This window comes from Actinobaculum massiliense, from assembly GCF_001457435.1.
In the GTDB taxonomy this organism is placed as follows: domain Bacteria; phylum Actinomycetota; class Actinomycetes; order Actinomycetales; family Actinomycetaceae; genus Actinobaculum; species Actinobaculum massiliense.
Genome location: NZ_LN881717.1, coordinates 634,805 through 657,159, shown reverse-complemented (window position 1 = coordinate 657,159; position 22,355 = coordinate 634,805). Strand labels below are relative to the sequence as shown.

At 60.8% G+C, this 22,355-nt stretch carries 22 protein-coding genes and 1 tRNA gene; 8 read left to right on the top strand and 15 right to left on the bottom strand.

What is annotated here, in order from left to right; translation table 11 throughout:
• Positions 1-49 precede the first annotated feature (49 nt).
• The 4 genes from BN2664_RS04815 to BN2664_RS04800 form a co-directional block, all read right to left on the bottom strand.
• Positions 50-781 (bottom strand): amino acid ABC transporter ATP-binding protein, encoded by a 732-nt coding sequence (locus tag BN2664_RS04815; protein ID WP_007001334.1) that lies wholly within the window; start codon positions 779-781, stop codon positions 50-52.
• A 59-nt stretch (positions 782-840) separates the two neighbouring features.
• Entirely contained in the window at positions 841-1,515 is a 675-nt protein-coding gene (locus tag BN2664_RS04810; RefSeq protein WP_007001335.1) for an amino acid ABC transporter permease, read from the bottom strand.
• 140 nt (positions 1,516-1,655) lie between these two features.
• Entirely contained in the window at positions 1,656-2,426 is a 771-nt protein-coding gene (locus tag BN2664_RS04805; RefSeq protein WP_007001336.1) for a transporter substrate-binding domain-containing protein, read from the bottom strand.
• 55 nt (positions 2,427-2,481) lie between these two features.
• Positions 2,482-3,636, bottom strand: coding sequence for a trans-sulfuration enzyme family protein (locus tag BN2664_RS04800; RefSeq protein WP_007001337.1), 1,155 nt, complete (start codon positions 3,634-3,636; stop codon positions 2,482-2,484).
• Between the two features lie 668 nt (positions 3,637-4,304).
• Here BN2664_RS04800 and eno point away from each other — a divergent pair.
• The 4 genes from eno to BN2664_RS04780 all read left to right on the top strand — a co-directional run bounded on the left by eno (position 4,305) and on the right by BN2664_RS04780 (position 8,192).
• A complete protein-coding gene (eno, locus tag BN2664_RS04795) occupies positions 4,305-5,585 on the top strand; it encodes a phosphopyruvate hydratase (protein WP_007001338.1) in 1,281 nt (426 codons plus the stop codon).
• 294 nt (positions 5,586-5,879) lie between these two features.
• A complete protein-coding gene (locus BN2664_RS04790; protein ID WP_231723446.1) occupies positions 5,880-6,494 on the top strand; it encodes an FtsB family cell division protein in 615 nt (204 codons plus the stop codon).
• Between the two features lie 82 nt (positions 6,495-6,576).
• A complete protein-coding gene (locus BN2664_RS04785) occupies positions 6,577-7,131 on the top strand; it encodes a DUF501 domain-containing protein (protein ID WP_007001340.1) in 555 nt (184 codons plus the stop codon).
• Complete coding sequence (locus BN2664_RS04780; RefSeq protein WP_007001341.1) at positions 7,131-8,192, top strand: Ppx/GppA phosphatase family protein; 1,062 nt, start codon at positions 7,131-7,133, stop codon at positions 8,190-8,192. Before BN2664_RS04785 ends, BN2664_RS04780 begins: the two co-directional genes overlap by 1 nt.
• 339 nt (positions 8,193-8,531) lie before the next feature.
• On the opposite strand, the gene nhaA is transcribed toward BN2664_RS04780, so the two are convergent.
• On the bottom strand, positions 8,532-9,902 hold the full coding sequence (nhaA, locus tag BN2664_RS04775) for a Na+/H+ antiporter NhaA (protein WP_007001342.1): 1,371 nt from the start codon (positions 9,900-9,902) through the stop codon (positions 8,532-8,534).
• An 88-nt stretch (positions 9,903-9,990) separates the two neighbouring features.
• On the opposite strand from nhaA, the gene BN2664_RS04770 reads away from it, so the two are divergent.
• Positions 9,991-10,064 (top strand) — tRNA-Leu (locus BN2664_RS04770).
• A gap of 196 nt (positions 10,065-10,260) precedes the next feature.
• Here the strand turns inward: BN2664_RS04770 and BN2664_RS04765 are convergent.
• Positions 10,261-11,148 carry an ABC-2 transporter permease gene (locus BN2664_RS04765; RefSeq protein WP_007001343.1) on the bottom strand — a complete coding sequence of 296 codons (888 nt, stop codon included), beginning with the start codon at positions 11,146-11,148 and terminating at the stop codon, positions 10,261-10,263.
• Entirely contained in the window at positions 11,145-12,146 is a 1,002-nt protein-coding gene (locus BN2664_RS04760) for an ABC transporter ATP-binding protein (RefSeq protein WP_007001344.1), read from the bottom strand. The genes BN2664_RS04765 and BN2664_RS04760 overlap by 4 nt, the downstream gene beginning before the upstream one ends.
• Before the next feature lie 274 nt (positions 12,147-12,420).
• Here BN2664_RS04760 and BN2664_RS04755 point away from each other — a divergent pair, with 274 nt between their 5' ends.
• Entirely contained in the window at positions 12,421-13,332 is a 912-nt protein-coding gene (locus BN2664_RS04755) for a Bax inhibitor-1/YccA family protein (protein WP_231723445.1), read from the top strand.
• Positions 13,333-13,511: 179 nt separating this feature from the next.
• Here the strand turns inward: BN2664_RS04755 and BN2664_RS04750 are convergent, their stop codons facing one another.
• The 3 genes from BN2664_RS04750 to BN2664_RS04740 are packed head-to-tail and all read right to left on the bottom strand — an operon-like array spanning position 13,512 to position 15,101.
• The gene (locus BN2664_RS04750; protein WP_007001346.1) at positions 13,512-13,919 is read right to left on the bottom strand and encodes an FKBP-type peptidyl-prolyl cis-trans isomerase; all 408 of its coding nucleotides are present in this window, start codon (positions 13,917-13,919) and stop codon (positions 13,512-13,514) included.
• Positions 13,920-13,944: 25 nt separating this feature from the next.
• Positions 13,945-14,613, bottom strand: coding sequence for a peptide-methionine (S)-S-oxide reductase MsrA (gene msrA / locus BN2664_RS04745; protein ID WP_007001347.1), 669 nt, complete (start codon positions 14,611-14,613; stop codon positions 13,945-13,947).
• A 2-nt stretch (positions 14,614-14,615) separates the two neighbouring features.
• Positions 14,616-15,101, bottom strand: a complete 486-nt coding sequence (locus BN2664_RS04740) for a GreA/GreB family elongation factor (protein WP_007001348.1) — start codon at positions 15,099-15,101, stop codon at positions 14,616-14,618.
• Between the two features lie 319 nt (positions 15,102-15,420).
• On the opposite strand from BN2664_RS04740, the gene mca reads away from it, so the two are divergent.
• Complete coding sequence (mca, locus tag BN2664_RS04735; RefSeq protein WP_007001349.1) at positions 15,421-16,314, top strand: mycothiol conjugate amidase Mca; 894 nt, start codon at positions 15,421-15,423, stop codon at positions 16,312-16,314.
• Positions 16,315-16,426: 112 nt separating this feature from the next.
• On the opposite strand, the gene BN2664_RS04730 is transcribed toward mca, so the two are convergent.
• Positions 16,427-17,440, bottom strand: a complete 1,014-nt coding sequence (locus BN2664_RS04730; protein WP_007001350.1) for a PPK2 family polyphosphate kinase — start codon at positions 17,438-17,440, stop codon at positions 16,427-16,429.
• 150 nt (positions 17,441-17,590) lie between these two features.
• The gene (gene trhA, locus BN2664_RS04725) at positions 17,591-18,298 is read right to left on the bottom strand and encodes a PAQR family membrane homeostasis protein TrhA (protein WP_007001351.1); all 708 of its coding nucleotides are present in this window, start codon (positions 18,296-18,298) and stop codon (positions 17,591-17,593) included.
• Positions 18,299-18,415: 117 nt separating this feature from the next.
• Between trhA and BN2664_RS04720 the strand changes: the two genes are divergently transcribed.
• On the top strand, positions 18,416-19,177 hold the full coding sequence (locus tag BN2664_RS04720; protein WP_007001352.1) for an isoprenyl transferase: 762 nt from the start codon (positions 18,416-18,418) through the stop codon (positions 19,175-19,177).
• 84 nt (positions 19,178-19,261) lie between these two features.
• On the opposite strand, the gene BN2664_RS04715 is transcribed toward BN2664_RS04720, so the two are convergent.
• Genes BN2664_RS04715 through xseA form a run of 3 tightly spaced genes read right to left on the bottom strand, consistent with a single transcriptional unit; the run spans position 19,262 to position 22,274 of the window.
• Positions 19,262-20,329: a hypothetical protein gene (locus BN2664_RS04715; RefSeq protein ID WP_007001353.1), complete on the bottom strand. Its 1,068-nt coding sequence runs from the start codon at positions 20,327-20,329 to the stop codon at positions 19,262-19,264.
• On the bottom strand, positions 20,326-21,030 hold the full coding sequence (locus BN2664_RS08995) for an exodeoxyribonuclease VII small subunit (RefSeq protein ID WP_007001354.1): 705 nt from the start codon (positions 21,028-21,030) through the stop codon (positions 20,326-20,328). Before BN2664_RS08995 ends, BN2664_RS04715 begins: the two co-directional genes overlap by 4 nt.
• On the bottom strand, positions 21,027-22,274 hold the full coding sequence (xseA, locus tag BN2664_RS04705; protein WP_007001355.1) for an exodeoxyribonuclease VII large subunit: 1,248 nt from the start codon (positions 22,272-22,274) through the stop codon (positions 21,027-21,029). Before xseA ends, BN2664_RS08995 begins: the two co-directional genes overlap by 4 nt.
• Positions 22,275-22,355 lie beyond the last annotated feature (81 nt).

Genomic DNA, 22,355 nt, shown 5'->3' with positions numbered 1-22,355 from the left:
GAGCTACCCGGCCCGCTTAGCTCAGGCGGGCCAGCTCAGCCCGGCGGCTCTACCCTCCGTAGACGGCGAGGAATTGCTGAATGCGCGGATCGGGGGATTCGAAAAAGCCCTTCGGATCGCCGTCGTAATAAATGTGCCCATCCAGCAGGAAAACCGCGTGGTCGGCAACCCGGCGCGCGAAGTTCATATCGTGCGTCACCACCACCATGGACTGGTTCTGGGCCGCCAGCTCACGTAGTACCTTCGATACTTCCGCGGCAAGTTCCGGATCGAGGGCCGAGGTCGGCTCGTCGCACAGCAGGTAGTCCGGGGTGATGGCCAGCGAACGGGCAATAGCAACGCGCTGTTGCTGGCCGCCCGAAAGCTGCATGGGGTAGCGATCCGCCATTTCCTCAACGCCCACGCGGGCCAGAAGTTCGCGGGCGCGCCGCTCGGCGCTCGCACTACTTTCACCGTGCAGGGCAGGCGAAAGCGTCACGTTCTTCAGAACGGTGAGGTGCGGAAAGAGGTTGAACTGTTGGAAAACCATCGCCGATTTGGCACGAATGGCAGAAATCTGCGCGCGCGTGGCGTTGGTGGGGAAAGTCAGTTCGGCGTCGTCAATCACGAGTTTGCCCGCATCGGGCCACTCCAGCAGATTGAGGCACCGCAGGAGCGTCGATTTCCCGGAACCCGAGGGGCCCATAATAACGGTGGTGCGCCCTGAATCAATGGCGAGGTCGATGCCGTCCAGGGCGGTGACGTTCCCGAATGTCTTCGTAATGTTGTGCAGACTAATCATTTCTCTCGTTTTCTGGTCTCGGTGCGGTTGAGGTCTCGGTGCGGGTGTGGCGCGGGTGGCTAGGCGTTCGCCTTGACCACGTAGCGCGACGTCGACTTTTCCAGCCGGCCCTGGATCCACGTGAGAACCGTGGAGAGCAAGAGGTAAATGAACGCTACCTCCACGTACATAATGAGCGGTTCGTAGGTGCGGGCCGTGATTTGTTGGGCCACTTGCGTAACGTCCGCGAGGGTAATAACCGATACCAGCGAGGTGCCTTTCACCAGGTCAATGAACTGGTTCATAATCGTCGGCAAGGCCACGCGCCAAATTTGCGGGTAGATCACGTGGCGCATGGTTTGCCAGTGGCTCATGCGCAGCGAGCGCGCCGCCTCCCACTGGCCGCGCGGTACCGAGAGCTGGGCGCCGCGGATGGCTTCACCTACGTAGGCGCCGGTGTTGAGTGAAAGCGCCGCGATGCCGGCTCCCCACGGGGTGGGGTAAATGCCAATCGACGGAAGTCCAAAGAAAACGATAAATAGCTGTACCAGGAGCGGTGTGCCGCGAAAAACCCACACGTAGAACCAACCGATGGCCCGCAGAACGCGGAACTTCGAGAGACGTGCCTGGGCGGTGATCATTCCTAGAACGAGGGCGATGCCGATGGAAATAAGCGATAGCGGGATGGTGACCGTAATCGTCGCGGAAAATAGCGCTGGGAATGAATCAACCCAAAGCTCGATTGCTCTATCCATAATTCCTACTCTTGAGTGGTTGGGTGTGGGTGGCCAGTGGTGAGAAGCTGGCCGGGGGCGCGGTGAAAGCATGCGGTTATGCCTCGCGCGCCGGGGTGGGGCAGTGTTGCCGCCCCACCCCTGACTTTGCTCGGTCAGCTTTAGGCCTGCGGCGTGTACTTGGCGACGATCGAATCGAGCTTGCCGGAGGATTTCAGCTCGGCCAGACTCTTGTTGAGTGAGTCAAGCAACTCCGGGTTGCCCTTATTAATCATCACGGCGGTGGGAACGCCCGGGGCGCTTTCGATCTTGAAAATCTTCAGCGGAGCGTCCGGATGCTGCTCCAGGTAGTAGGAAAGCGTAATATCACCGTTCACGGTGCAATCCGCGCGGCCCTGCTCCACCAGCTGCACCGAATCAGCAAATCCGTTCGTGGGCGTGATTTCTCCGCCGAGGTTACGCACGTCCTGCGCGTAGTTGGACGACGCCGTCTGCGCGCAGCTCTTTCCGGCCAGATCCTTTTCAGACTCAAGCCCGGAATCTTCGCGCACAATCGCCCAGGACTCCGAAACGTAGTACGGATCCGTGAAGTCGTACTTAGCCTTCCGTTCCTCAGTGGGGGCGAGGTTGTTGATTACCAGGTCGTAGTTTTTGTTATCAAGTCCGGCAATTAGCGACTCCCACGGCGACTCAACGTACACCGGGGTTTTACCCAGGTCCGCGGCGAGCGCGTCCGCGATTTCCTTCTCGAAGCCCACCAGCTTGCCCGATTCGTCGTGGTAGCCGTAGGGGGCAAAAGTGCCTTCTAAACCAACCCGAATTTCATTCGAATCGGCACCGGACTTAGCGGAGTTTCCGCTGGCGCAGCCGGTGAGGGCCAAGCTCAATACTCCGAGCGTGGCGGCAATGCGAGTCCATACTTTGCGTGTCATATTTTTCTTTCCTTTGGGATTTTCTGTATTTCTCAGAGGTGGTTAAAACTTGTCTTTAGTGAGCCGCGAGAGCGCCATCGAGTGCTCGGGTGAGATCCGCGATCAAATCCGCGGAATCTTCGATGCCGATCGAGACGCGAATAAGCTGGTCGGAAATTCCGGCCGCCGCGCGTTCTTGCGGGGTGAGGCTTTCGTGGATCTGGGTGGCCGGGTGAGCAATGAGCGTCTCTACCGAACCGAGCGACACCGCATAGGGGATGAGCCTCAGCCCGGCCGCGAAATCCTCGTGGCGTACGCCGTCGGCCAGCTCAAAGCCGAATACCGCGCCATCCCCGCGTGATTGCCGCGCGTGAATTTCGGCTTCTTCCGCCGAGTACCAGCCCGGGGCGAGTACTCGCGCCACCGCCGGATGCTGGGCCAGCATGGCGCGAATCTTTGCGGCGTTTTCCTGTTGCTTATCCATTCGCACCGTCAGCGTCTTGAGCCCGCGCAAAATCGAGTACGAATCAAAGGGCGAAAGCTGATTGCCGAGCGCCTTCGCGGCCGTTTTGTAGCGGTCGTATGCTTCGGCGTCGTCGAGCACCAAGAACCCGGCCAGCACATCGGAATGTCCGCCAATAAACTTGGTAGCCGAGTAAACCACCGCGTCGGCGCCATGCTCGAGTGGGCGCTGCAAATAAGACGTGGAGAAGGTGTTGTCGACCACCAGTTTTGCCCCGACGCCGTGCGCCAGATGCGCCGCGTGGGCGATGTCGGTAACCCGGAACGTGGGGTTTGTGGGGGTCTCGATGTAGACCATGGCGGTGTTTCCCGGGACTTCTTCAAGGTGATTGATATCCGGCGCGAACTCGGCGGTAATGCCGCGCTCGGCGAAGAATTCGCCCACGTAGAGGAATGTTCCGCCGTACACCGAGGAGCTGAGTACCACGTGATCGCCGGGTTTCAAATGCGAGAAAATCGTGGAAATCGCGCCCATCCCGGTGGCGGTTCCAATCGCGTAGGCGGCGCCTTCCAGGTTCGCGATAGCCTTTTCCGCCGCTTCGCGGGTGGGGTTATTCGAGCGCTGGTAGGAGTAGGGGGCCGCGGAGCCGTCGGCCGGGAGGCGGTAGCTGGTGGAGAGGTAGATCGGCGCGGTGATGGCGCCGTACTGCTCGTCCGGGGTGGTGTTGACGGTGCGGGTCGAAAATGCGTAAGAAGAAATTTCAGACATGGTTCACTTCCAAAAATGTTGAGGTATGCAGGTTTTATGGCCGACGCCGAAGCGCGGGCGAGGTTGTAGTTGCGCAGAGTCCGTGCTTTCCGCTGGGTGCGGGGCCTTACGCGAGGTGCGGAACTTTTCGCCAGGCGCGGCATGAAAATGAGGAGTTCTGCTTGGCCAACGGCCGGGTAGGCAAAATCTGTGGTAGCGCAGATAAAAGAAAGATTGCCTGGGTTGCTCGGCGCGGAGCGGCGCCGTCGGGAAAATGGCGTGCCGGAAGCTACAGCTGCTTGACCGGGAACCTAGTTGAAAATTAGCAACACTGCATACAACAACACATCGACTGATGCATGGAGTGCATCATGCAGCCGCGCGCGTTGGTGAACGTGCGGAAAGCGGCTGTCGAAAGTTTAGATGTGTTGAACATGCAAGTAACCCTATAACGGCATTTCGTAACCACGCAATGTGAGGCTCCCCGCGAGGTGGAATGTGTGGAGAGTCTCAGGAGGAACGCAACGGAAGTCCCGAAAATGCGCCAGCTGTTGGCGAAATTTGAAAAAAGCCTTGGTTTTCTCGCTCAGAAAATACGCGTTTAGGGGCTGGATGGGGAACAATAGGGAATAGCGGAATTTCCGCAAGCCCATTAATAGTTAGGGCTCGCCAACACGTAAGGAGTACCTGTGGCATTCATTGAGGCGGTAAACGCCCGTGAGATTCTTGATTCGCGCGGCAACCCGACGGTTGAAGTTGAAGTAGTTTTGGATGACGGCACCTACAAGCGTGCCTCCGTCCCGTCGGGCGCGTCCACCGGTGCATTCGAGGCCGTAGAGAAGCGCGATGGCGACGACTCGCGGTATTCGGGCAAGGGCGTGGAGCAGGCTGTTGCGGCTGTCAACGAGACGCTGGCCCCCGAGGTCGTCGGCATGGACGCTTCGGATCAGCGCGCGCTGGACGCACTTCTGCTCGACCTTGACGGCACCGACAACAAGGGCAAGCTTGGCGCCAACGCCATCCTCGGCGTTTCGCTCGCCGCGGCTCACGCCGCAGCCGAGTCGGCCGGGCTCGCTCTCTACCAGTACCTGGGCGGCCCGAACGCCCACATCCTCCCGGTTCCCTGCATGAACATCCTCAACGGTGGATCGCACGCCGATTCCAACGTTGATATTCAGGAGTTCATGATCATGGCCATCGGCGCGCCGACCTTCAAGGAAGCCGTGCGCTGGAGCGCCGAGGTCTACCACTCGCTGAAGTCGGTACTCAAGGGCCGCGGCCTTTCCACCGGCCTGGGCGATGAGGGCGGCTTCGCGCCGAACCTCGATTCGAACGCCGAGGCTCTTGACCTCATCCTCGAGGCCATCGAGAAGGCCGGTTACAAGCCGGGCCAGGACGTTGCCCTCGGCCTGGACGTCGCCGCCTCCGAGTTCTTCGAGAACGGCAAGTACAACTTCGAAGGCAAGCAGCTTTCGGGCGCCGAGATGATCACCTACTACGAGGACCTCGTCAAGAAGTACCCGCTGGTCTCCATCGAGGATCCGCTCTCCGAAGACGAGTGGTCTGACTGGGCCCAGATGGAAGCCGAGATTGGCGACAAGGTGCAGATCGTTGGCGACGACCTCTTCGTTACCAACCCCACCCGCCTTGCCCGCGGCATCAAGGAGAAGGCCGCGAACGCCCTCCTGGTGAAGGTGAACCAGATCGGTTCGCTCACCGAGACGTTCGACGCCGTTGACCTTGCCCACCGCAACGGTTTCCGCACCATGGTTTCCCACCGCTCCGGCGAGACCGAGGACACCACGATTGCCGATCTGTCCGTGGCCGTTGGCTCGGGCCAGATCAAGTCTGGTGCGCCAGCCCGTGGCGAGCGCGTCAACAAGTACAACCAGCTCATGCGTATTGAGGATGAGCTCGGTGAGGAAGCAGTCTACGCGGGTCGCGATGCCTTCCCGCGCTTCCAGGCCTAAGAGCATTTTCGCTAGGCACTTCTAGCGAAAGATGTAAATGAGAGTTTCGCCCCGGTGGGTACTTACCCGCCGGGGCGAAACTCTTTGCCTACACTAAGACCTATGAGTGCACGGCGTCCCAGCAGACCGCGCGGTGGTTCATCCGCCCGCGGTTCGCATCCTCGCAACCCTCGTGGCTCGAGCAAACAAGCTCGGACGCGAGGCTCTGAGGGTGCCCGGCCCCTACCGGATTCCCCGCTGGCGCCGGCCAAGCGCGAGCAACGGCGTCGGGCAGGGTCTCCCACCGCGGGAGGAATGCGCCGTCCGCAATCAAATCCGGATCAGCGGCGCCACCGAAAACCGGGCCGGCGCGCCGTGGCCGTGGTTGGCAAAAATGGTGAGCGCGCCATTTCTTTGCGAGTGATCGCGGTGTTCCTCTTCGCGATTCTAGCCGTCATTATTATTGCCCCCACCGCCGCTCGCTACACCTCGCAGCAGGAGCAATTGCGGCAGGTGCGAGCCGAGTACAGCGAAATGCAGGAGCGCTCGGCGCAACTCGAGGCCGAGCTCGCCCTGTGGCAAAACGACGATTTTGTGCGCGAGCAGGCGCGATCGCGACTTGGATACGTGGTGCCGGGGGAGACGCTTTACGTCACCCGCAACCAAGAGGAGGGTTCGGCTCAGCAACAGCTGGCCGAGCGTGTCGAGCAATCCAATCGGACTCGGCGCGCGAATACGCCGTGGTACATGACGATGTGGGATTCGATCCGTATCTCCGGCTACTCCAGTGACGGTACACTCGACAATCCGAACGACACCCCGGTTTTCCGGCCGGGCTCGCAGACTCCCGCGCCCGCCGAAACGCCGGCTATTGAGGCTACTGATCCGGCCGCCGGGTCTGCCGCCGAGCCCTCTGCGCCGCAGGGGTAACCGGGACGCAAAGGTAACCGGGGCGCAGGTGGGGCCGAACTGGGTCGCGCGCCCGCACAGGACTACACACAGAAAGACAGGAATGATGGACTCGATTTTGCCCGACGCACCGGGCCCCGATGTGCTGGAGCGCATCGCCGCCAATGCCAGCCCCGTTCGCGAGGGCGATGTGCAGGTTATCGAGGAGCAAATTGGCCGCGTCCCGCGCGGCGTCGTCGGGATTGGAGCTAGGTGCGCGTGCGGGCGCCCGGCCGTGACGATTACGCTACCGCGCCTTCCGGACGGCTCGCCGTTTCCCACACTTTTTTACCTCACGCTGCCCTATCTCGTGCGCGAAATGTCGCGTTTGGAGGCGAGCGGAATCATGTCGGAGTGGAGCGATACCCTTCCCGACGACGCCTCTCTGGCGGCCAATCACCGTGCGGCGCACGAGTCTTATATCGCGCGGCGCAGGCTTTTGGGGGAGGTCTCAGAAATCGAGCACGTATCGGCTGGCGGAATGCCCAATCGTGTTAAGTGCTTGCACGCGCTTGCCGGCTATGCGGTTTCGGCCGGGAAAGGCGTCTGTGAGATCGGGGATCGCGCACTTGAAATAATCGGGTGGGATCCTGCCACCTGCCACTGCGAGGAGGACTAATGCGAGTTGCCGGCATCGATTGCGGCACTAATTCAATCCGGCTTCTGATTGCCGATATCACCGGCACCGCGCCGCTTCAGGACGTGGTGCGGACCATGGATATTGTGTATCTCGGCCAGGGAGTCGATGAGCGCGGCGAGTTCGCTGCCGAAGCCCTGGAGCGGACCCTCGCCGCGGTCGACGAGTACGCGAAACTGTGCGAGGCCAACGGGGTGGAGTCGATTCGGTTTGCGGCTACCTCGGCGACTCGTGATGCTCGCAACCGCGATATTTTCCTTGACGGCGTGCAACGGCGTCTCGGTATTCGCCCGCAGGTTCTCTCCGGAGAGCGCGAGGCGCAAACCTCTTTTGCGGGCGCGATTTCGGCCCTGCCAGCCGAGGGGGAAACTCCGATTTTGGCCGTCGATTTGGGCGGCGGCTCAACCGAGCTGGTGCTGGGAACGCGCGAGGGCGAGGTGCTTTCCGAATTCTCAATGAACGTGGGATCGGTGCGAATGCGCGAACGGCATCTACATTCGGATCCGCCGCTACCGGCAGAGGTTGAGGCCGCGCGGATGGATGTGCGCCGGGCCCTCGATGAAGCCGAACAATATGTTGATCTGGGTGCCGCCCGTGAAGTGGTCGGGCTGGCTGGAACGGTTACCTCGGTGACGGCCAAATGGCTGGAGCTGGATGCCTACGAGCCGGAGCGTATCCACGGTACGCGTATGCCAATAGAAGACATTCTGGCCGTTACCGAGTGGTTTATCCATTCCCCGCGTAGCGAGCGCGAAGCGCTTGGGTTTATGCATCCGGGGCGGGTTCCGATGATTCCATCCGGGGCGCTCGTCTGGCAGGAGGTCGTCAATCGCGTGGCGCAACGGGTAGCGGAGCGAGCCGCCGCCGAGGTTGCGGTCGGCGACGGTGTGCCATTGGAAGGCGTGCCCGCGGAGCATGTGCTTGCGGAAGGTGTGCACGCGGTCGGTGCGCCCGCCTTGAGCACGGTGACGACCTCCGAACACGACATTCTGGATGGCCTAGCCCTCTGGGCCGCGCGCGAACCGCAAAAGCCAGCGCGCTAGAACAGCGCCCGCAATCAAAGAATTCGGCGGCCCCTGGAATCGGGGGCCGCCGTTCTGTTTCTGCTGCTCGACACCAGCGAAGGGAATGAAACCGGTATCGCTACATGAGTTCAAGGCGCCCGGGCCATGTGCCACACAAACCGGGGTTCTCTCCCTCATGCGCCTCTAATTATTCACACACCTTCTTCAAGTGCAATCGAAAATAGCTGGGATTTAGGTGGGATTTTCGGTTCGCGCGATGGGCTTTGCCTTCTACATTGGGGCGCGCTTCATTCTTTCGGCGTTCCGCGCTCTCATTCAGAGGCTCATTTATTCCGGGCGGTTTCGGTGCCGGCGGCTTTATGCGGGGCGGGCGTGCGGGGCAGGTTCGGTATCGTCGATAATTCCGGGCTCGTCATGCTCTACCTCGAAGAGCAAATCGTGCTTCGCCCGGTAATGAACCCGTAGCCGGGTCGCTAGCGAGCCGAGCAGGGCCGCGAGCAAGCTGCCAATTAGTACGCCCACGCGGGCGTGCGCCTCGTGCGGGTCGGTGGCCGGGAAGGAGAGCGTGGCGATCAAGAGCGAGACGGTGAAACCGATGCCGGCCACCAGCGAGACCGGGATAATATCGGCCAGGGTCAGCGTCTTGTCTAGCTGTAGCCGGAATACCTTGACGATCATCCAGGTGCCGCCGGCAATTCCCACCAGCTTGCCAATGGGTAGACCGAGGTAGATGCCAATAGCTACCGGGTCAGTCACCAGGGCTCCCAGCCCGCCTGAGTCCACCACGCTCACCCCCGCGGCGAAGAATGCGAAGACGGGAACTGCCACGCCCGCGGACCAGAAGTTGAACTTACCAATGAAGTATTCGGTAAGTGGCTCAGTTTCGCCCTTCTTCAACGCCGTCGGGATAACGAGACCCAGCGCAACCGCGGCAATGGTGGCGTGGATTCCGGACTGGAAAACGCAGTACCAGGCGAGGATTCCCAGCGGCCACAGGTTCCACCAGGCCTGCCAACGCTTGGCGCAGAGGAAAGTGAACACGGCTACGCTTACCACTCCGCCGGCCAACCAAGCGAAACTGATGCCGGAGGAGAAGAACACCGCAATAACGATGATTCCGCCTAAATCGTCGGCGACGGCGAGGGTCATGAGGAACACCTTGGCGGCCGAGGGCATGCCCTTCCCGCTCAGGCTGAGGATTCCCAGGGCGAAAGCGATATCGGTCGCAACCGGGATAGCCCAGCCCTGATAGATATGTGCACCGGTAATCGCTTGTACCGCGCAGTAGACGCCAATGGGGCCCAACATTCCGGTGACCGCAGCGATCACCGGAACCGCAGCTTTACGAATGCTTCGCAGGGATCCCATGGTGAATTCTTCTTTGAGCTCCATGCCGACGGTGAAGAAGAAAACAGCTAGCACGGCATCCGCGGCCCAGGTTTCTACCGAAAGATTCAAGCCAATTGCGCCGGGCCCAAGGTGGGTTTCCGCGATTGCGAAATAAGTTCCGCGCGCGGGGGAGTTCGCCCACAGGAGCGCCAGGAGCGCGGCGATAACCAGAACCCCGCCGGCGAAGGCGTCATTTTGTAGCGCCCGGCGGTAGCGGGTAATGGGATTGCGGGATGGTGGATTCTTCTTCAGTTCTTCGTCGGTCATAAAAACCCTTCGGTGATACGACGCCTTGATTTCCCACGCCGAACCGATCGGGTTTCGCGTGGATACGATCATTGGTGAGCTTCTATGCTATCGAGAATCACGCGAAGTTCACGTTGTGGTCCATAGGCGAGATAAATGCCTTATCATACAATGGACGAACGCCCCCGTAGCCCAATCGGCAGAGGCACCCGACTTAAAATCGGTTCAGTGTGGGTTCGAGTCCCACCGGGGGTACCGGCCATCGAAAAGCTAAATGGGTGAAAAAGTGGCGTAGTTCAAATCTGAACTACGCCACTTTTGTCGCTACAGCCGGTGCCCGGCATCCGGCGTCGTGTGCCCCGAGTCCTGCCTCCCGCGCCCCGCCTGACCCGCGCCAGCGCGGATCCACGTAAGTCACTAGACCCAAGCCACTGCGCGCCAGCCGAAAGGTTTAGACGTCGCTCTTGCGGTAGCGCAGGTAGCCGAATCCGAGCATAAGTACCATCCAGCCGAGATACGTCGCGATTCCGGCCTCTTGCGAGAGCATGGTGAAGGTGCCAGTTCCTAAGCCAGCTCCCGAAAATGCCTCGCTCTCCGTAATGGAGGTCGGCAACAGGGAAGATCCCAGCGCCGAACTGGGGAGGAACTTGGCTACATCCTCGCGAATGAAATCGAGGGGGATGAGGCGAATTAGGTCGCCCAGCGAGAACACCGCAATGAGGATCACGATTGCTGCCGGCGAGGAGCGAACCACGTAACCAAAGCCGAGGGCAATCAGCGAGGTTACCGCCAGAAGCGGCGCGTAGAGGATATAAACCGACCGTACTTCTGGCGGAATTGCTACCCCAAAGCCAAAGATAAGGAGCACGCCAAGAGTTGCTACCTCAACGATCAGCCCGATCACGAGCGTGTAACAGAAAGTAGCCAGCGCACGGCTCAAAACCTCGCGCAATCGCGAGGGCTCGGACAGGGCGGTGGTGCGGATCGTGTTTGCGGAGTATTCGCTGGTAATTGCCAAGGCTCCGGCGGCCAGGAAGAAGAAGATCGTGAAGGTAATTGGCCCCACCAGCGCCATATAGCCGAGAATCGCGGAAAGCGGTACGCCATCGGGGACGAAATCGCGCGTCATCGCCCGCGTACCCCACACCGTGAGGGTGGCGACTAGCAGAACCAGCACAAATCCGATGCCTAACACCCAGGTGATCGCGGGAGTGTGGAGGATTTTGAAAAGCGCGGATTTGAAGCTGCGCGTAAAGCTCGCCCGGTAGGTGCTGCGCGAAAAGCGCGAGATCTGCCCGTGGGAGGGCGCGGCAAGGTTTGCGTTGTGCTCAAAACTCATCGGGTGCCTCCAAAGCCGGGGAAGTCGTTGGGATTCGGGTAGGTGCCAGGTTGGTAACCTCTGAACTGCGGGGCCGGTGCGCCGGCGCGATATTCGACGGAGCTGCCGGTCATATCCATAAAGACGTCTTCCAGCGAACGGTAGCTGGTGCTCAGTTCGTGAATCTCAACCCGCGCCTCGTAGAGAATGTGGCCGATAGTTCCGGCGTCGTTCCCACGCACGACGACGCCGCCGCTCGCTTCGCTCCCGGGCTCGCCGGCCCGCTGATAATAAATATTTGCGGCCGAAAGCGCGGCTTCGATTGCCGCCAGATCGGGCCCGGCAACTTTGACGGTGGTGTTCGCGTTCGTCTGGGTGAAGCTCTCAATAGGCCCGGTGGCGATGAGCCGGCCGCGGCCAATAACCACCAGGTCATCGGCGCTGAGCGCCATTTCGCTCATGAGATGAGAGGAAACGAGGATTGTGCGGCCTTCGTTCGCCAGATCGCGCATCAGGCTACGTACCCAGCGCACGCCTTCCGGATCCAAGCCATTGACAGGCTCGTCAAAAAGCAGAACCTCTGGGTCTCCCAGAAGCGCCGTCGCGATTCCGACGCGCTGGCCCATGCCGAGTGAGAAGCCCTTGAGTTTGCGCCCGGCAACGTGAGTGAGGCCGGTGAGCTCGAGGACTTCGTCAACCCGGCTCTTGGGGAAGCCGTGGGTGAGCGCCACCGAGCGCAGATGCTGGCGCGCGGTGCGGCTGGGGTGGAAAGCTTTCCCGTCAAGCAGTGCCCCCACCGTGGTGAGGGGAGAGCTTAGGTTCTTGTATTCCACTCCGCCAATTGTTGCCCGCCCGCTCGAAGGCTGATCGAGGCCCACAATGCAGCGCATGGTGGTCGATTTGCCCGAGCCATTGGGGCCGAGGAATCCGGTAATTTTCCCGGGGCGAAGCTCAAAGCTTAGGTTGTCAACCGCGAGGGTCGAACCATAGCGTTTCGTTAGTGATTCGACTCGAATCATGGGGACCTCCAGTCGATTGGGTACGCGTTCCATAGTAGACGAGGGTCGGCCCGGGCTGTGTCCGAAAACGGAACGGAAGCTCATCTAGGATGAAACGTTTGTTTTCACAGAGAAAACCCAGGAACTGCCACGAAAATTCATTTCTAGGTGGGCGGGGTGTATCCGCGTAGCGCTCAAACCGTAAGGTTTGCTATCGGCGCCTCGGTCACGCGAATGTGTTAGTGACGCTCGTGAAGCGTCTGATGACTAGGAGTTATGAGTGTCCAATCCGGTGATGAATAACAACCCGTACTTTAGGCCGGGTGCCTCGACGCCGAATCGATACGAAGGTGGCGCCGGCACGCGCACCGCGCAGCAGAACCCCTACGCCGGGCAGTTCCAGGGTGAGACCAAGCCGCAGTATGGCTACCAGGATGCCTACGCGCAGGACGGCTACGCGCAGACCGCGTACGCCCAGCAGGGTGGCTTCGCCCAGCCCAGCCCCTTCGCGGCCCCGGGCCAGGCGACCGAGTCCATGACGTACGACGACGCCATGACGAAGACGGCCATTTTGCTTGGCGCGGCGATCGTTGCTGGCGTGGCCACGGTCCTTTTGGTTCCTCCTGCCGTGATCCCCGGCCTGGCCATTATTGCCTCGCTTGCCGCTTTCGGCCTCGGCTTTTTCGCCGCTTTCCGGCCCATGGTTGGTAAGGGCATCGCGATTGCCTACTCGGTACTCGAGGGCGTTGCGCTGGGTGGCCTGACGGGTCTGTTCGATATGTTCTACCCGGGCGTTGCCTTCCAGGCGATTCTGGGAACCGTTATTGTGGTGGGCGTGGCCGTCTTCCTGCATATGTCCGGGAAGGTCCGCACCACCTCAAAGGGTCGGCGCGTGGTCCTCACGGTGTTGATTGCCTACATTATTTTCGGCCTCGTCAACCTTCTTCTGATGGCCTTCAACGTTACCGAGTCCCTGCGTCTGGTTTCGGTGGGCGGCATTGAGCTTGGCCTGATCCTCGGCGTCATCATGATCGCCATCGGTGGTTACATGCTGATTGGTGATCTGGAGACCGCCAAGTATGCCGTGGCCAACCGCGCTCCAAAGCAGTTCGCGTGGACGGTTTCGCTCGGCATCGTAATGACGATCTTCTGGATCTACATCGAGGTTCTGCGCGTCGCGGTTATCGTCGCGAGTAATAACCGCTGAAATTCTGAACTCTGTGCGTGCGCGGCTTCGCGCTAGTTCGCATGCACTCGTGACTCTTCAAGTCAATAAGTAGCAACCTCTACTAAGCAACCAGCCGTTATCTCGGTAATGGCGAAAACTGGGGCCCAGTCAAATGACTGGGCCCCAGTTTTTACGTCCGAATTATGCTGCCGGTTTGCTTAGAATTGGCGGTGAATATCTACCACGAAGACGAGAGTGTCATCTCCGCCAATTCCGGCCTGCGGGATACCGCGCTTGCCGTAACCCATGGCCGGCGGAATCGAGAGCAGTAGGCGCGAACCAACGTTCTTACCGACGATCGCGCGATCCCAGCCCGCGATAACCTGGCCCACCCCAATGGCGAAAACTGCCGGCTGGCCGCGATCGAAGGAGGAGTCAAAAACCTTTCCTCCCCAGATCTCGCCGTGGTAATCGACTTCGATCTGGCTTCCGGGGCGGATCATGGGCCCGGTGCCCTCGCTGAGAGTCTCAACCACAAGGCCACTCGGGGCCTCGCCCTCGGGCCAGGAAAGCTCCGGCTTTTCTCCGAAGCCTCCGCTTACTGCGGGCATATTCTTCTCTGCCATATCATCCTTTCGAGTGGTACGTGTTTTAGGAATTCGCCAGCGGCCCGGAGCCGGGAAGCGGGCACGGCAAACCGCTACGCGCATGGCAGCGATAGCCATTGGGAACCTTGTGAAGGTAACCCTGATGGTCTTCTTCGGCCAGGTAGAAAGGTCCGGCTTCCAATGCCGGGCGAATCTCGGTCACAATCGTTCCCTTGCCTGCTTCATCGAGCACCGCCTGGTAGCCCTTCAGCATTTGCCGGGTAGTATCCGCTTGCTCTTGAGTAGTGGTGAAAATAGCGGAGCGATACTGCGTGCCGACGTCATTGCCCTGGCGGTGCAACGACGTCGGGTCGTGCGACTCGAAGAAGAGTTGCAGAAGCTCCGCGAGCGGAAGGGTTTCCGGCGCGTAGAGTACCCGCACGGTCTCGGCGTGCCCGGTGCGGCCGGTGCAAACCTCGCTGTAGGTCGGATTTGGAGTGAAGCCGCCCATGTATCCGACGGCGGTAGCCAGCGCTCCGGCCTGCCAATAAAGCTCCTCGGCACCCCAAAAACAGCCAGATGCCAAGTAAATGACGTCCTGCCCGGCCTCGGGTTCGGCCAGAATATCTGTGCCAAGTACCGCGTGCGGGGCCGGGTTCGGATTTATCGCCTCGGCGCGTCCGGGGAGTGCCTCGCTCGGATCCACCATCTCCGGCTTCTCGAATAGGAACATCGCTAACCTTCGTAGGGCTCGATCTTAATGATCTCTACCTTCACCGCGCGGCCCAGTCGGTTCTTGAAGGAGGTCTTTTCGCCTTCCTTCAATCCCATAATCGCTTGGCCGAGGGGTGCGTTTTCTGGGTAAACCTCGATATCCACCAGGTCCGAGGCTTCGCGCGAGCCGAGGAGGAAGGTTTCCTCCACACCGGCAATTTTCGCGGTAATCACGCAACCGGAGGCGACGACGTCTCCCGCGGGTGGCTCGGAAACATGGGCGTTATCCAGGAGATTCTGCAATTCCTGGATCCGGCCCTCGAGTTTGCCCTGCTCTTCGCGCGCGGCCTGGTAGCCGCCGTTTTCCGAGAGGTCGCCTTCGGCGCGTGCCGCCTCAATCTTCTTGGTGATATCCGCTCGGCGCACGGTCGTCATTTCCTCAAGCTCCTTCTTCAGGTGCTCGTAGGTTGCGGGGGAGAGCCAGGTTCCCTGCTGTTCCTCTGCCATTATTCACTTCCTTCACTCGGCTTTCGCCGCTCTTATTCCGGTTCGATCGCGTTCGGGCCTCCGGCTTGTGCTCGGTGGCGGCGCGGGCGAACCACGATGTCAGAGAGTACAAAGCCGGCGTCGGCAACTTTGCGTCGACGCCGGCTCCAACCTCAATTATTAAAAATTCATGCCCGATTGCGGGCATGTTCCGCGCAGTATTTTACCAGTGCTCTCCAGGGGGTGCCAGGGGAGCAAGTGAGCACAGTTTCAGCGCGCGGCGAGCATTGCGACCTGCTTTCGATCTAAACTGGTGAAGCTTTGAATCAAAAGGAGAGCGATGAGCGAGACACGACGTTTGATGTGCATCCACGCGCACCCCGACGACGAATCCTCCAAGGGTGCGGCAACGATGGCGAAATACGCACAAGAGGGACGCGTTCGGGTGGTGACCTGCACCGGCGGTGAACGCGGAAGTATCCTCAACGCGAGCTTCGATCGCTCGATCCTCCAGAGCACGCCGCTGCCGGAGGTGCGCCGAAAGGAAATGGCGCAGGCGGCCGCGGCCCTTGGAATTGAGCAGGTATTTTTGGGTTTTGTGGACTCCGGCCTGCCCGAGGGCTACCCGGATGCCGAGTTGCCGGAGGGGTGCTTTGCGCTGGCTCCCGATGCTGCGGTCATCCCCGCTCTAGTGGCGCAAATCCGCGAGTTCAAGCCCCAAGTGGTTACTACCTACGATGAAAACGGAGGCTACCCGCACCCGGACCATCAGCGAGTACACGATGCCTCTATGAAGGCGATCGCGGCGGCGGCCACCGACCAGTGGCCCGAGTTGGGCGAGCCCTGGCAGGTCTCCAAGGTCTACTACGACGTCAGTTTTTCCTTCGCACGCATTGCCAAGGTCAACGATCGCATGTTGGAGCTCGGTTTGAAATCGCCCTTTGCTGAATGGATGGAGCGCGCGGCAAATCGCCCCCGGCCGCCGCATGAGGCAACGGCCAGGATCCACGTCTCGGAGTTCTTCGATAAGCGTGACGCGGCCCTGCGTGCTCACGCCTCGCAGATCGATCCGGACGGCTGGTTCTTCGCCGCCCCGCGCGATATCGAAGCCGAGGTGTGGCCCTACGAGGATTTCTACCTGGCACAAACCCGCGTTGGAGAGCGGACCGAGGGCCTGGAGGCAGATCTTTTCGAACGCGTTCCCGGCCTCGATCCCGCGCCAAACGTCGGCTAAAAGCCCGCGCGGCTAGCCGCTTCGTGCGCCGCGAGTTCCGCTGGCCGCTCCGCGCTGGCCAAGTCTCGCTAAATGCCGGCGTGGCTGGCCGCTTCGCGCCGATTGAGTCCCGCTAAACGTTAGCGACGCGATCTCCGCCGTCGCGAGTGGCGTCGTCGCGCACGGCATCAAACACCTCTTCGCGATAAATCTTCGACTCCTCGGCTACCTTCGCCGCCTGCTTTTCCAGCGGTTTTTGCGCCGCCCGCGCAGCAATCGCCGGGATGGTCTCGAGCACCTTCTTGGCTTCGGCCTCTACGTCCCAATCCATCTCCGGCCAGCGCGGGGCCATTTTCGCCAGTTCCTGCGTGAGGATCTCGGTGACGGCGAGGCGTGCGTACCACTTATTGTCCGCGGGCACGGCGTACCACGGCGCGTAGTCGGTGGAGGTTCGCTCAAACATGGCCTGATAGGCGGCGTCGTACGCACTCCACTTTTCGCGCGTGGCAACGTCGCTGGGGCTGTACTTCCAGTGCTTATCGCGCCGGGCGAGGCGGCGAAGCAGGCGGTATCCCTGCTCCTGGTAGGAAATGAGGAGGGCGATCTTGATGACGGTGACGCCGTCGTCCACCAGCGACGTTTCGAAATCATTGATCGCGCCATAGCGGCGTTCGATTTCCTCGGGCGGCGCGAGGTTTTCCACCTTCTGCACCAACACATCTTCGTAGTGCGAGCGATCGAAAATCCCGATCATTCCCGGCTTAGGGAGGCGCTTTTCGATGCGCCAGAGGAAATCGTGGGAGGCTTCTTCCTCGGTGGGGACGCCGAAACTCGAGATCTCCACGCCCTGGGGGTCGACCATTCCGGCTACTTTATTGATGAGGCTACCCTTTCCGGCGGTGTCCATTCCTTGCAACACCAGTAGCACGCGGCGCTTTTGTCCGCTTCGGGCCTCGGCGATCAGTCGCTCTTGGAGTTCGTCGAGCAGGTCACCGCGCTCCTTGCGCGCCTTATTGCCTTCCTTCTTCGAGCCCGGCCAGCCCACCGTCGCCGCCCGGTCTACCGATTCGAGTTGGAAACCATCGCGTACCCGAAGGGAAATTGCGGGCGATGTGGTCCACAAATCGAGGTCCTTCGTTTCTCCCATCACGCCTCCTTGCGTTTCGTGAGCCTTTCGCGGCGCGGTGAGTGTACGACGCCGGAGCCAAGCTTTTCTCAATGATGGAAAGTCTAATCAAGCCCGGCGCAGATGCCAGACATGGCGGCGTCGAAAGCTAAAAAACTCGCAAAGTTTCGCTTAGAGAATCGCGAAGAAGACGGCAATGGCGTGCAGAACGTAACCGGCCACGGTGCCCAGGTGGAAGAACTCGTGGAATCCCCAGTAGCGCGGCCACGGATTGGGCCAGCGGAAACCGTAGCTCATGGCGCCAATCGTGTAGGCCACGCCGCCCAGGAAGATGAGCCAAATGACAGCCGCCCCGCCGCTGTGAAGCATCTCTGGGATAAACCAGACCGCCACCCAGCCCAGCATCACGTAGAGCGGAACGTAAATCCAGCGCGGTGCTGAAGGCCAGAAGTTAGAGAGAAGCACCCCGGCAATGGCCCCGCCCCAGACGATGGAGAGGCAAAGAGTTGCGTGCGAGGTACTCAGAAGCGCGATGGTGAGCGGCGTATAGGTGCCGGCAATAAGAATGAAAATATTCGAATGGTCAATTCGGCGAAGCACCCGGTGTACAGGCTGAGACCATTTCCCCAAGTGATAGGTCGCGGAATGTCCAAACAAGATCACCGCGCTCGCCATAAAAACGGCGCAGGCGATTTTGAGGGGAACCGTGGATGCCAGGCAAATCTGCACGATTCCCACCGCCAGTGCGCACGGCGCAACGAAAGCGTGTTGCCAGCCGCGGAGCTTGGGCTTTGGAAGGGCCTCTAGTCGGTCCTTTCGCTCCTGGCGGCGCTGAGCAAAGGTGCGTTGCCGATGGGGTCCATGAGTTGCTGCTTCCACGTTCGCTAGTCTAGAGCACGCTTGGCAACGCGCCGAGGTTTAGGGTTGAATCTGAGACCGGACTGGCAGACCCTGCGGTTCCGGCGCGGGAGAGGTGAAGGCACGGAGGGAGATGCAATGCGTTTTACCAATATTTTGTATCGCCTCTATGATCGCCGCTTGCGGCGTGAATTGGAGGGTGCGGAGGTACCGCGGCACGTGGCTGTGATGCTTGATGGCAATCGCCGCTGGGCACGGCAAATTGGTAAGAGCGCGACCTTCGGGCACGAGCAGGGTGCCTCGAAAATCTTCTCCTTCCTGCGTTGGTGCGAGGAAGCGGGAATCGAGATCGTCACCCTCTGGCTACTTTCCACGGACAACCTCAATCGCGATCCCGAAGAACTCGAACCCCTGCTGAAAATCATTACCGATGCGGTTGATTCCCTGGCTAGTGCCCATCGCTGGGAGCTACGGCTGGTTGGCTCGGATTCGAGTATGCCCGCCGATGTTTCTAAAAAGCTTCACGCCGCGGTGCACCGAACTGAAGGGCTTCCGGGGATGCGAGTGAATGTGGCAGTTGGCTACGGTGGCCGGCAGGAAATCGTTGACGCGGTGCGTGATTACTTGAGCGAGGAAGCGAGCGCCGGGAAAACCATCGAGCAAGCGGCGCAGAACCTCACTCTCGACGACATCACGGATCATCTTTACACCGCGGGCCAACCCGATCCGGATCTGGTTATCCGCACCTCGGGCGAGCAACGCATGAGCGGATTCCTGCTGTGGCAGTCGGTGCATACGGAACTGTATTTCTGCGAGGCCTACTGGCCGGACTTCCGCCGCACCGACTTCCTGCGCGCCTTGCGTGACTACGCCGGACGCGAGCGCCGCCGGGGTCGATAGCCCCTCGCGGTGCGGCCGCGTTGCTAGTAGCTGAATGTGAGCAATATGCGGTTGCGGCTGGCCGTGAATGGCGCGGTTGAGCTACTAATGGATACGGTTGACGAACTCGGTGATGGCATCGCGATTCGGGAATCCGGCCTCGCGTTCGGCGAGGGTGGCCGCCGCGCCGGCAAAACTCCCGGTGGTATAGAGAAGCGTGGTGGAGGCATCGGCAAGTCGAGGGCGTTCGCTGGCACCTAGGAGCGTGACGCGATCAAGGGCATCGCAAAGCCCGGCGGCGAACTCTGCGGCTGCTTTTCCAGATACAACGGCCTTTCCGGCAACCGAGGATTCGCCAGATGCAACGGTCTTGCCGGCAATCGACGATTCGGCGGATGCCGAGGGATCTCCGGGTGATGCAACCTTTCTCGATGCAGAAGCCCCTCCCGATACTGAAGCCTTTCCAAGTGCTGAAGCTTGGCGATCCGGTGCGCTCGCCTCGGCGTAATCGCGAGGTTGAGGTGCAAAGATTTTCACGCCGCCTCCCGAGCGCGAATACATCAGCGTGTCGTTGGAATCCAAGGTAATGGCGACGATGGAAACGCCGTTTTCAAACCAGTATTGGGCGATGCGGTTGTAGGCCCGGTCAGAACCCGTAATACCGTAAAGGAGCCGAATATCTGAGGCGGTGGCATAAACGACGTCGGCAATCTGGATAAATTTATCGGTCTGGCGGCGCAGGCGGTTGAGGTTGCCATTCGGGGGCCGCGAAATGAGAGGTACGTAGACGAGCGTCGCCATCGAAGAGGCGGCCTGCGCCCATTGCACGACGGCGCTCGCGGGCTGGGGCGCGTGAATGGCTGAGCCGCCGAAAATGAGCACGCGCGGATCAAAGAGTTGCAGATCGAGGAGACGGGCTCCATCTTGGGGTGCCGAAGGGAAGGGGAGCGGCGGCTGAGAAGATTCCTCCCCGCGCACGTTCACATCAAATCCCGCGCTACTTGCACGTTCTTGCAGGGCGTGGGCCGCTTCCTTTTCCGGATTCTGGCAAACGAAGCGCACGTTCCTCCCCAGCGCGGCGAGCGCGGAGGCAACATCGAGCATGGCACCTTCAACGCTCTGCTCACCCTCGGATTCGGCCAAGCGGATCTCGCCCAGGACCAGTGAACTCATTCGAAGTCCTCGGGGTGGCGGACGAGGGGAGCGCTATCGATTTCACTCCCGTCATCGAACTCGGTGGGATCGAAATCCAAGCCTTCGGGATCTTCTTCCTCGGTGGTGGCGGCCGGCGTGGCCGATTCTTGGCGCGTCGCGGGAGCGGCACCAGAGCCGGCCTCCGGATGCTCGGCCCGTTCCTCGCGTGAACGCAGAGCGGCCCGTTCGGCAGGCGAAAGCTCGACCGCGGGCACGTCTTCTGCTTTCACCCCGTCTACCGCGGCTTGAATAGCGGCCAGGCGGGCGGATTTATCGGCATTATTTGCGCCGGGGATGGCTGTCGGATCTGTGCCTTGCTGAGGATTCTGGCCCTGCTGGGCGAGCTGGATGTGTTCGGTTGGGGAAGCGGGGTGGCCCTGCGGCGTCTGCTGAGCAGGCTGGCCCTGCTGGGCGGGCTGGCTTTGCGCGGCCTGGTCTGGGGTTTCGCCGCGTTCGGCCGCCTTAATGCGCTGAGTGGCGCCCTCCAGCCAGAACTGACAGTGGCGGGCGAGATCTTCGCCTACCTCCCAGAGGCGAAGTGATTCCTCGAGAGGGATCGAGCCCTGTTCGAGGCGGGAAACAATTTCCACCAGACGGCTGCGAGCCTCCTCGTAACTCATAGAGGCGACTCGGGAAGCGATCTCGCTCCGCGCGGGTTCCGGGGTATCGTTTGTGCTCATTTCCGAGTCCCTTTCACATTGAGATCAATTCGACCATCGGACACAACTGCCGTCAGAGCTTCGGCGGCGCGTAGCTGCGCCGTCGTCGATACAACCGCGTCCGACTGATCGAGAAGAATGGAATAGCCACGTTCGAGGGTGGCACGAGGGGAGAGCGCTCGTAGCTGGGAGAGGAGAGCGGAGACGGTGCCGCTTTCCGCGGTGACCTCGCGTAAAGCGTGGGAGCGCAACCAGCTACGCAGGGAGTCCAAATCTGACTGCCGCATTTCCACCATTGTGATGGGTCGGGCCATCACGGGACGGTTGCGCAGAGAATCGAGATCCGCTCGCGCGCGCTCCAAACGCCCGGTTAGTGCGCGGCGGGCACGAAGTAGAACGTCACGGAGCCCGCGCCGTTCCTCGGCCACATCGGGGACGATGCGTTTGGCGGCGTCGGTGGGAGTAGAGGCGCGCAGATCAGCCGCGTAATCAGAGATCGGATTATCTCCTTCGTGGCCGATGGCGGACACTGTGGGGGTAGAGGTGGCGGCAATAGCGCGAACCAGGCGCTCATCGGAGAACGGCAGAAGGTCTTCAACTGATCCGCCGCCGCGGGCGAGAACAATCACGTCCACCTCGGGGATCCGGTCGAGTTCCTGAAGCGCGGGAACCATCGCTTCGACCGCGCCAGCCCCCTGCACCTGCACCTCGCGCACCTCGAAACGCGCTCCAGGCCAGCGAATAGAGGCGTTGACCATCACGTCTTCTTTTGCCTTGGTATTGCGGCCCGCGATAAGGCCAATGACGCGCGGCAGGAAAGGCAGGGGTTTCTTGCGGGCTGGATCAAAGAGGCCCTCGGCGGCCAGTTTGTTTTTCAAGGCCTCCAAGCGTGCCAGGATATCGCCCATTCCCACCGGGCGAATCTCTTGTGCCCAGAGGGAGAGTGAACCGTTGACGGCATAGAAATCGGGCGCTGCCCACACCACCACGCGAGACCCGGATGTTACCGTGGGCGGCAGAAGATGGGTCATGATTTTGACCGTGATAGAGAAGTTCTCTTCCAGATCGCGCAGTTGCAAAAACTGGACTTTGGCTCCGGGACGGCGCTGGAGGGTAATGACTTCTCCCTCCACCCACAGCCGTGACATCGCGGAAACATATTCGCGGATTTTCTGCGAAAGCAACCGCAGGGGCCAGGGGTTTTCGGGGGTCGTCATCGCGGCGCGCGGTGGCAGATTTGCCGGAACCGGTATTCGCGATGGCATCGATTGCGCTCCTCCCTTTGCTACCTCGTGATTCTATCCTGGACCGACGCCCTAACGTCCCAATGCACGCCGCTTTTGTGG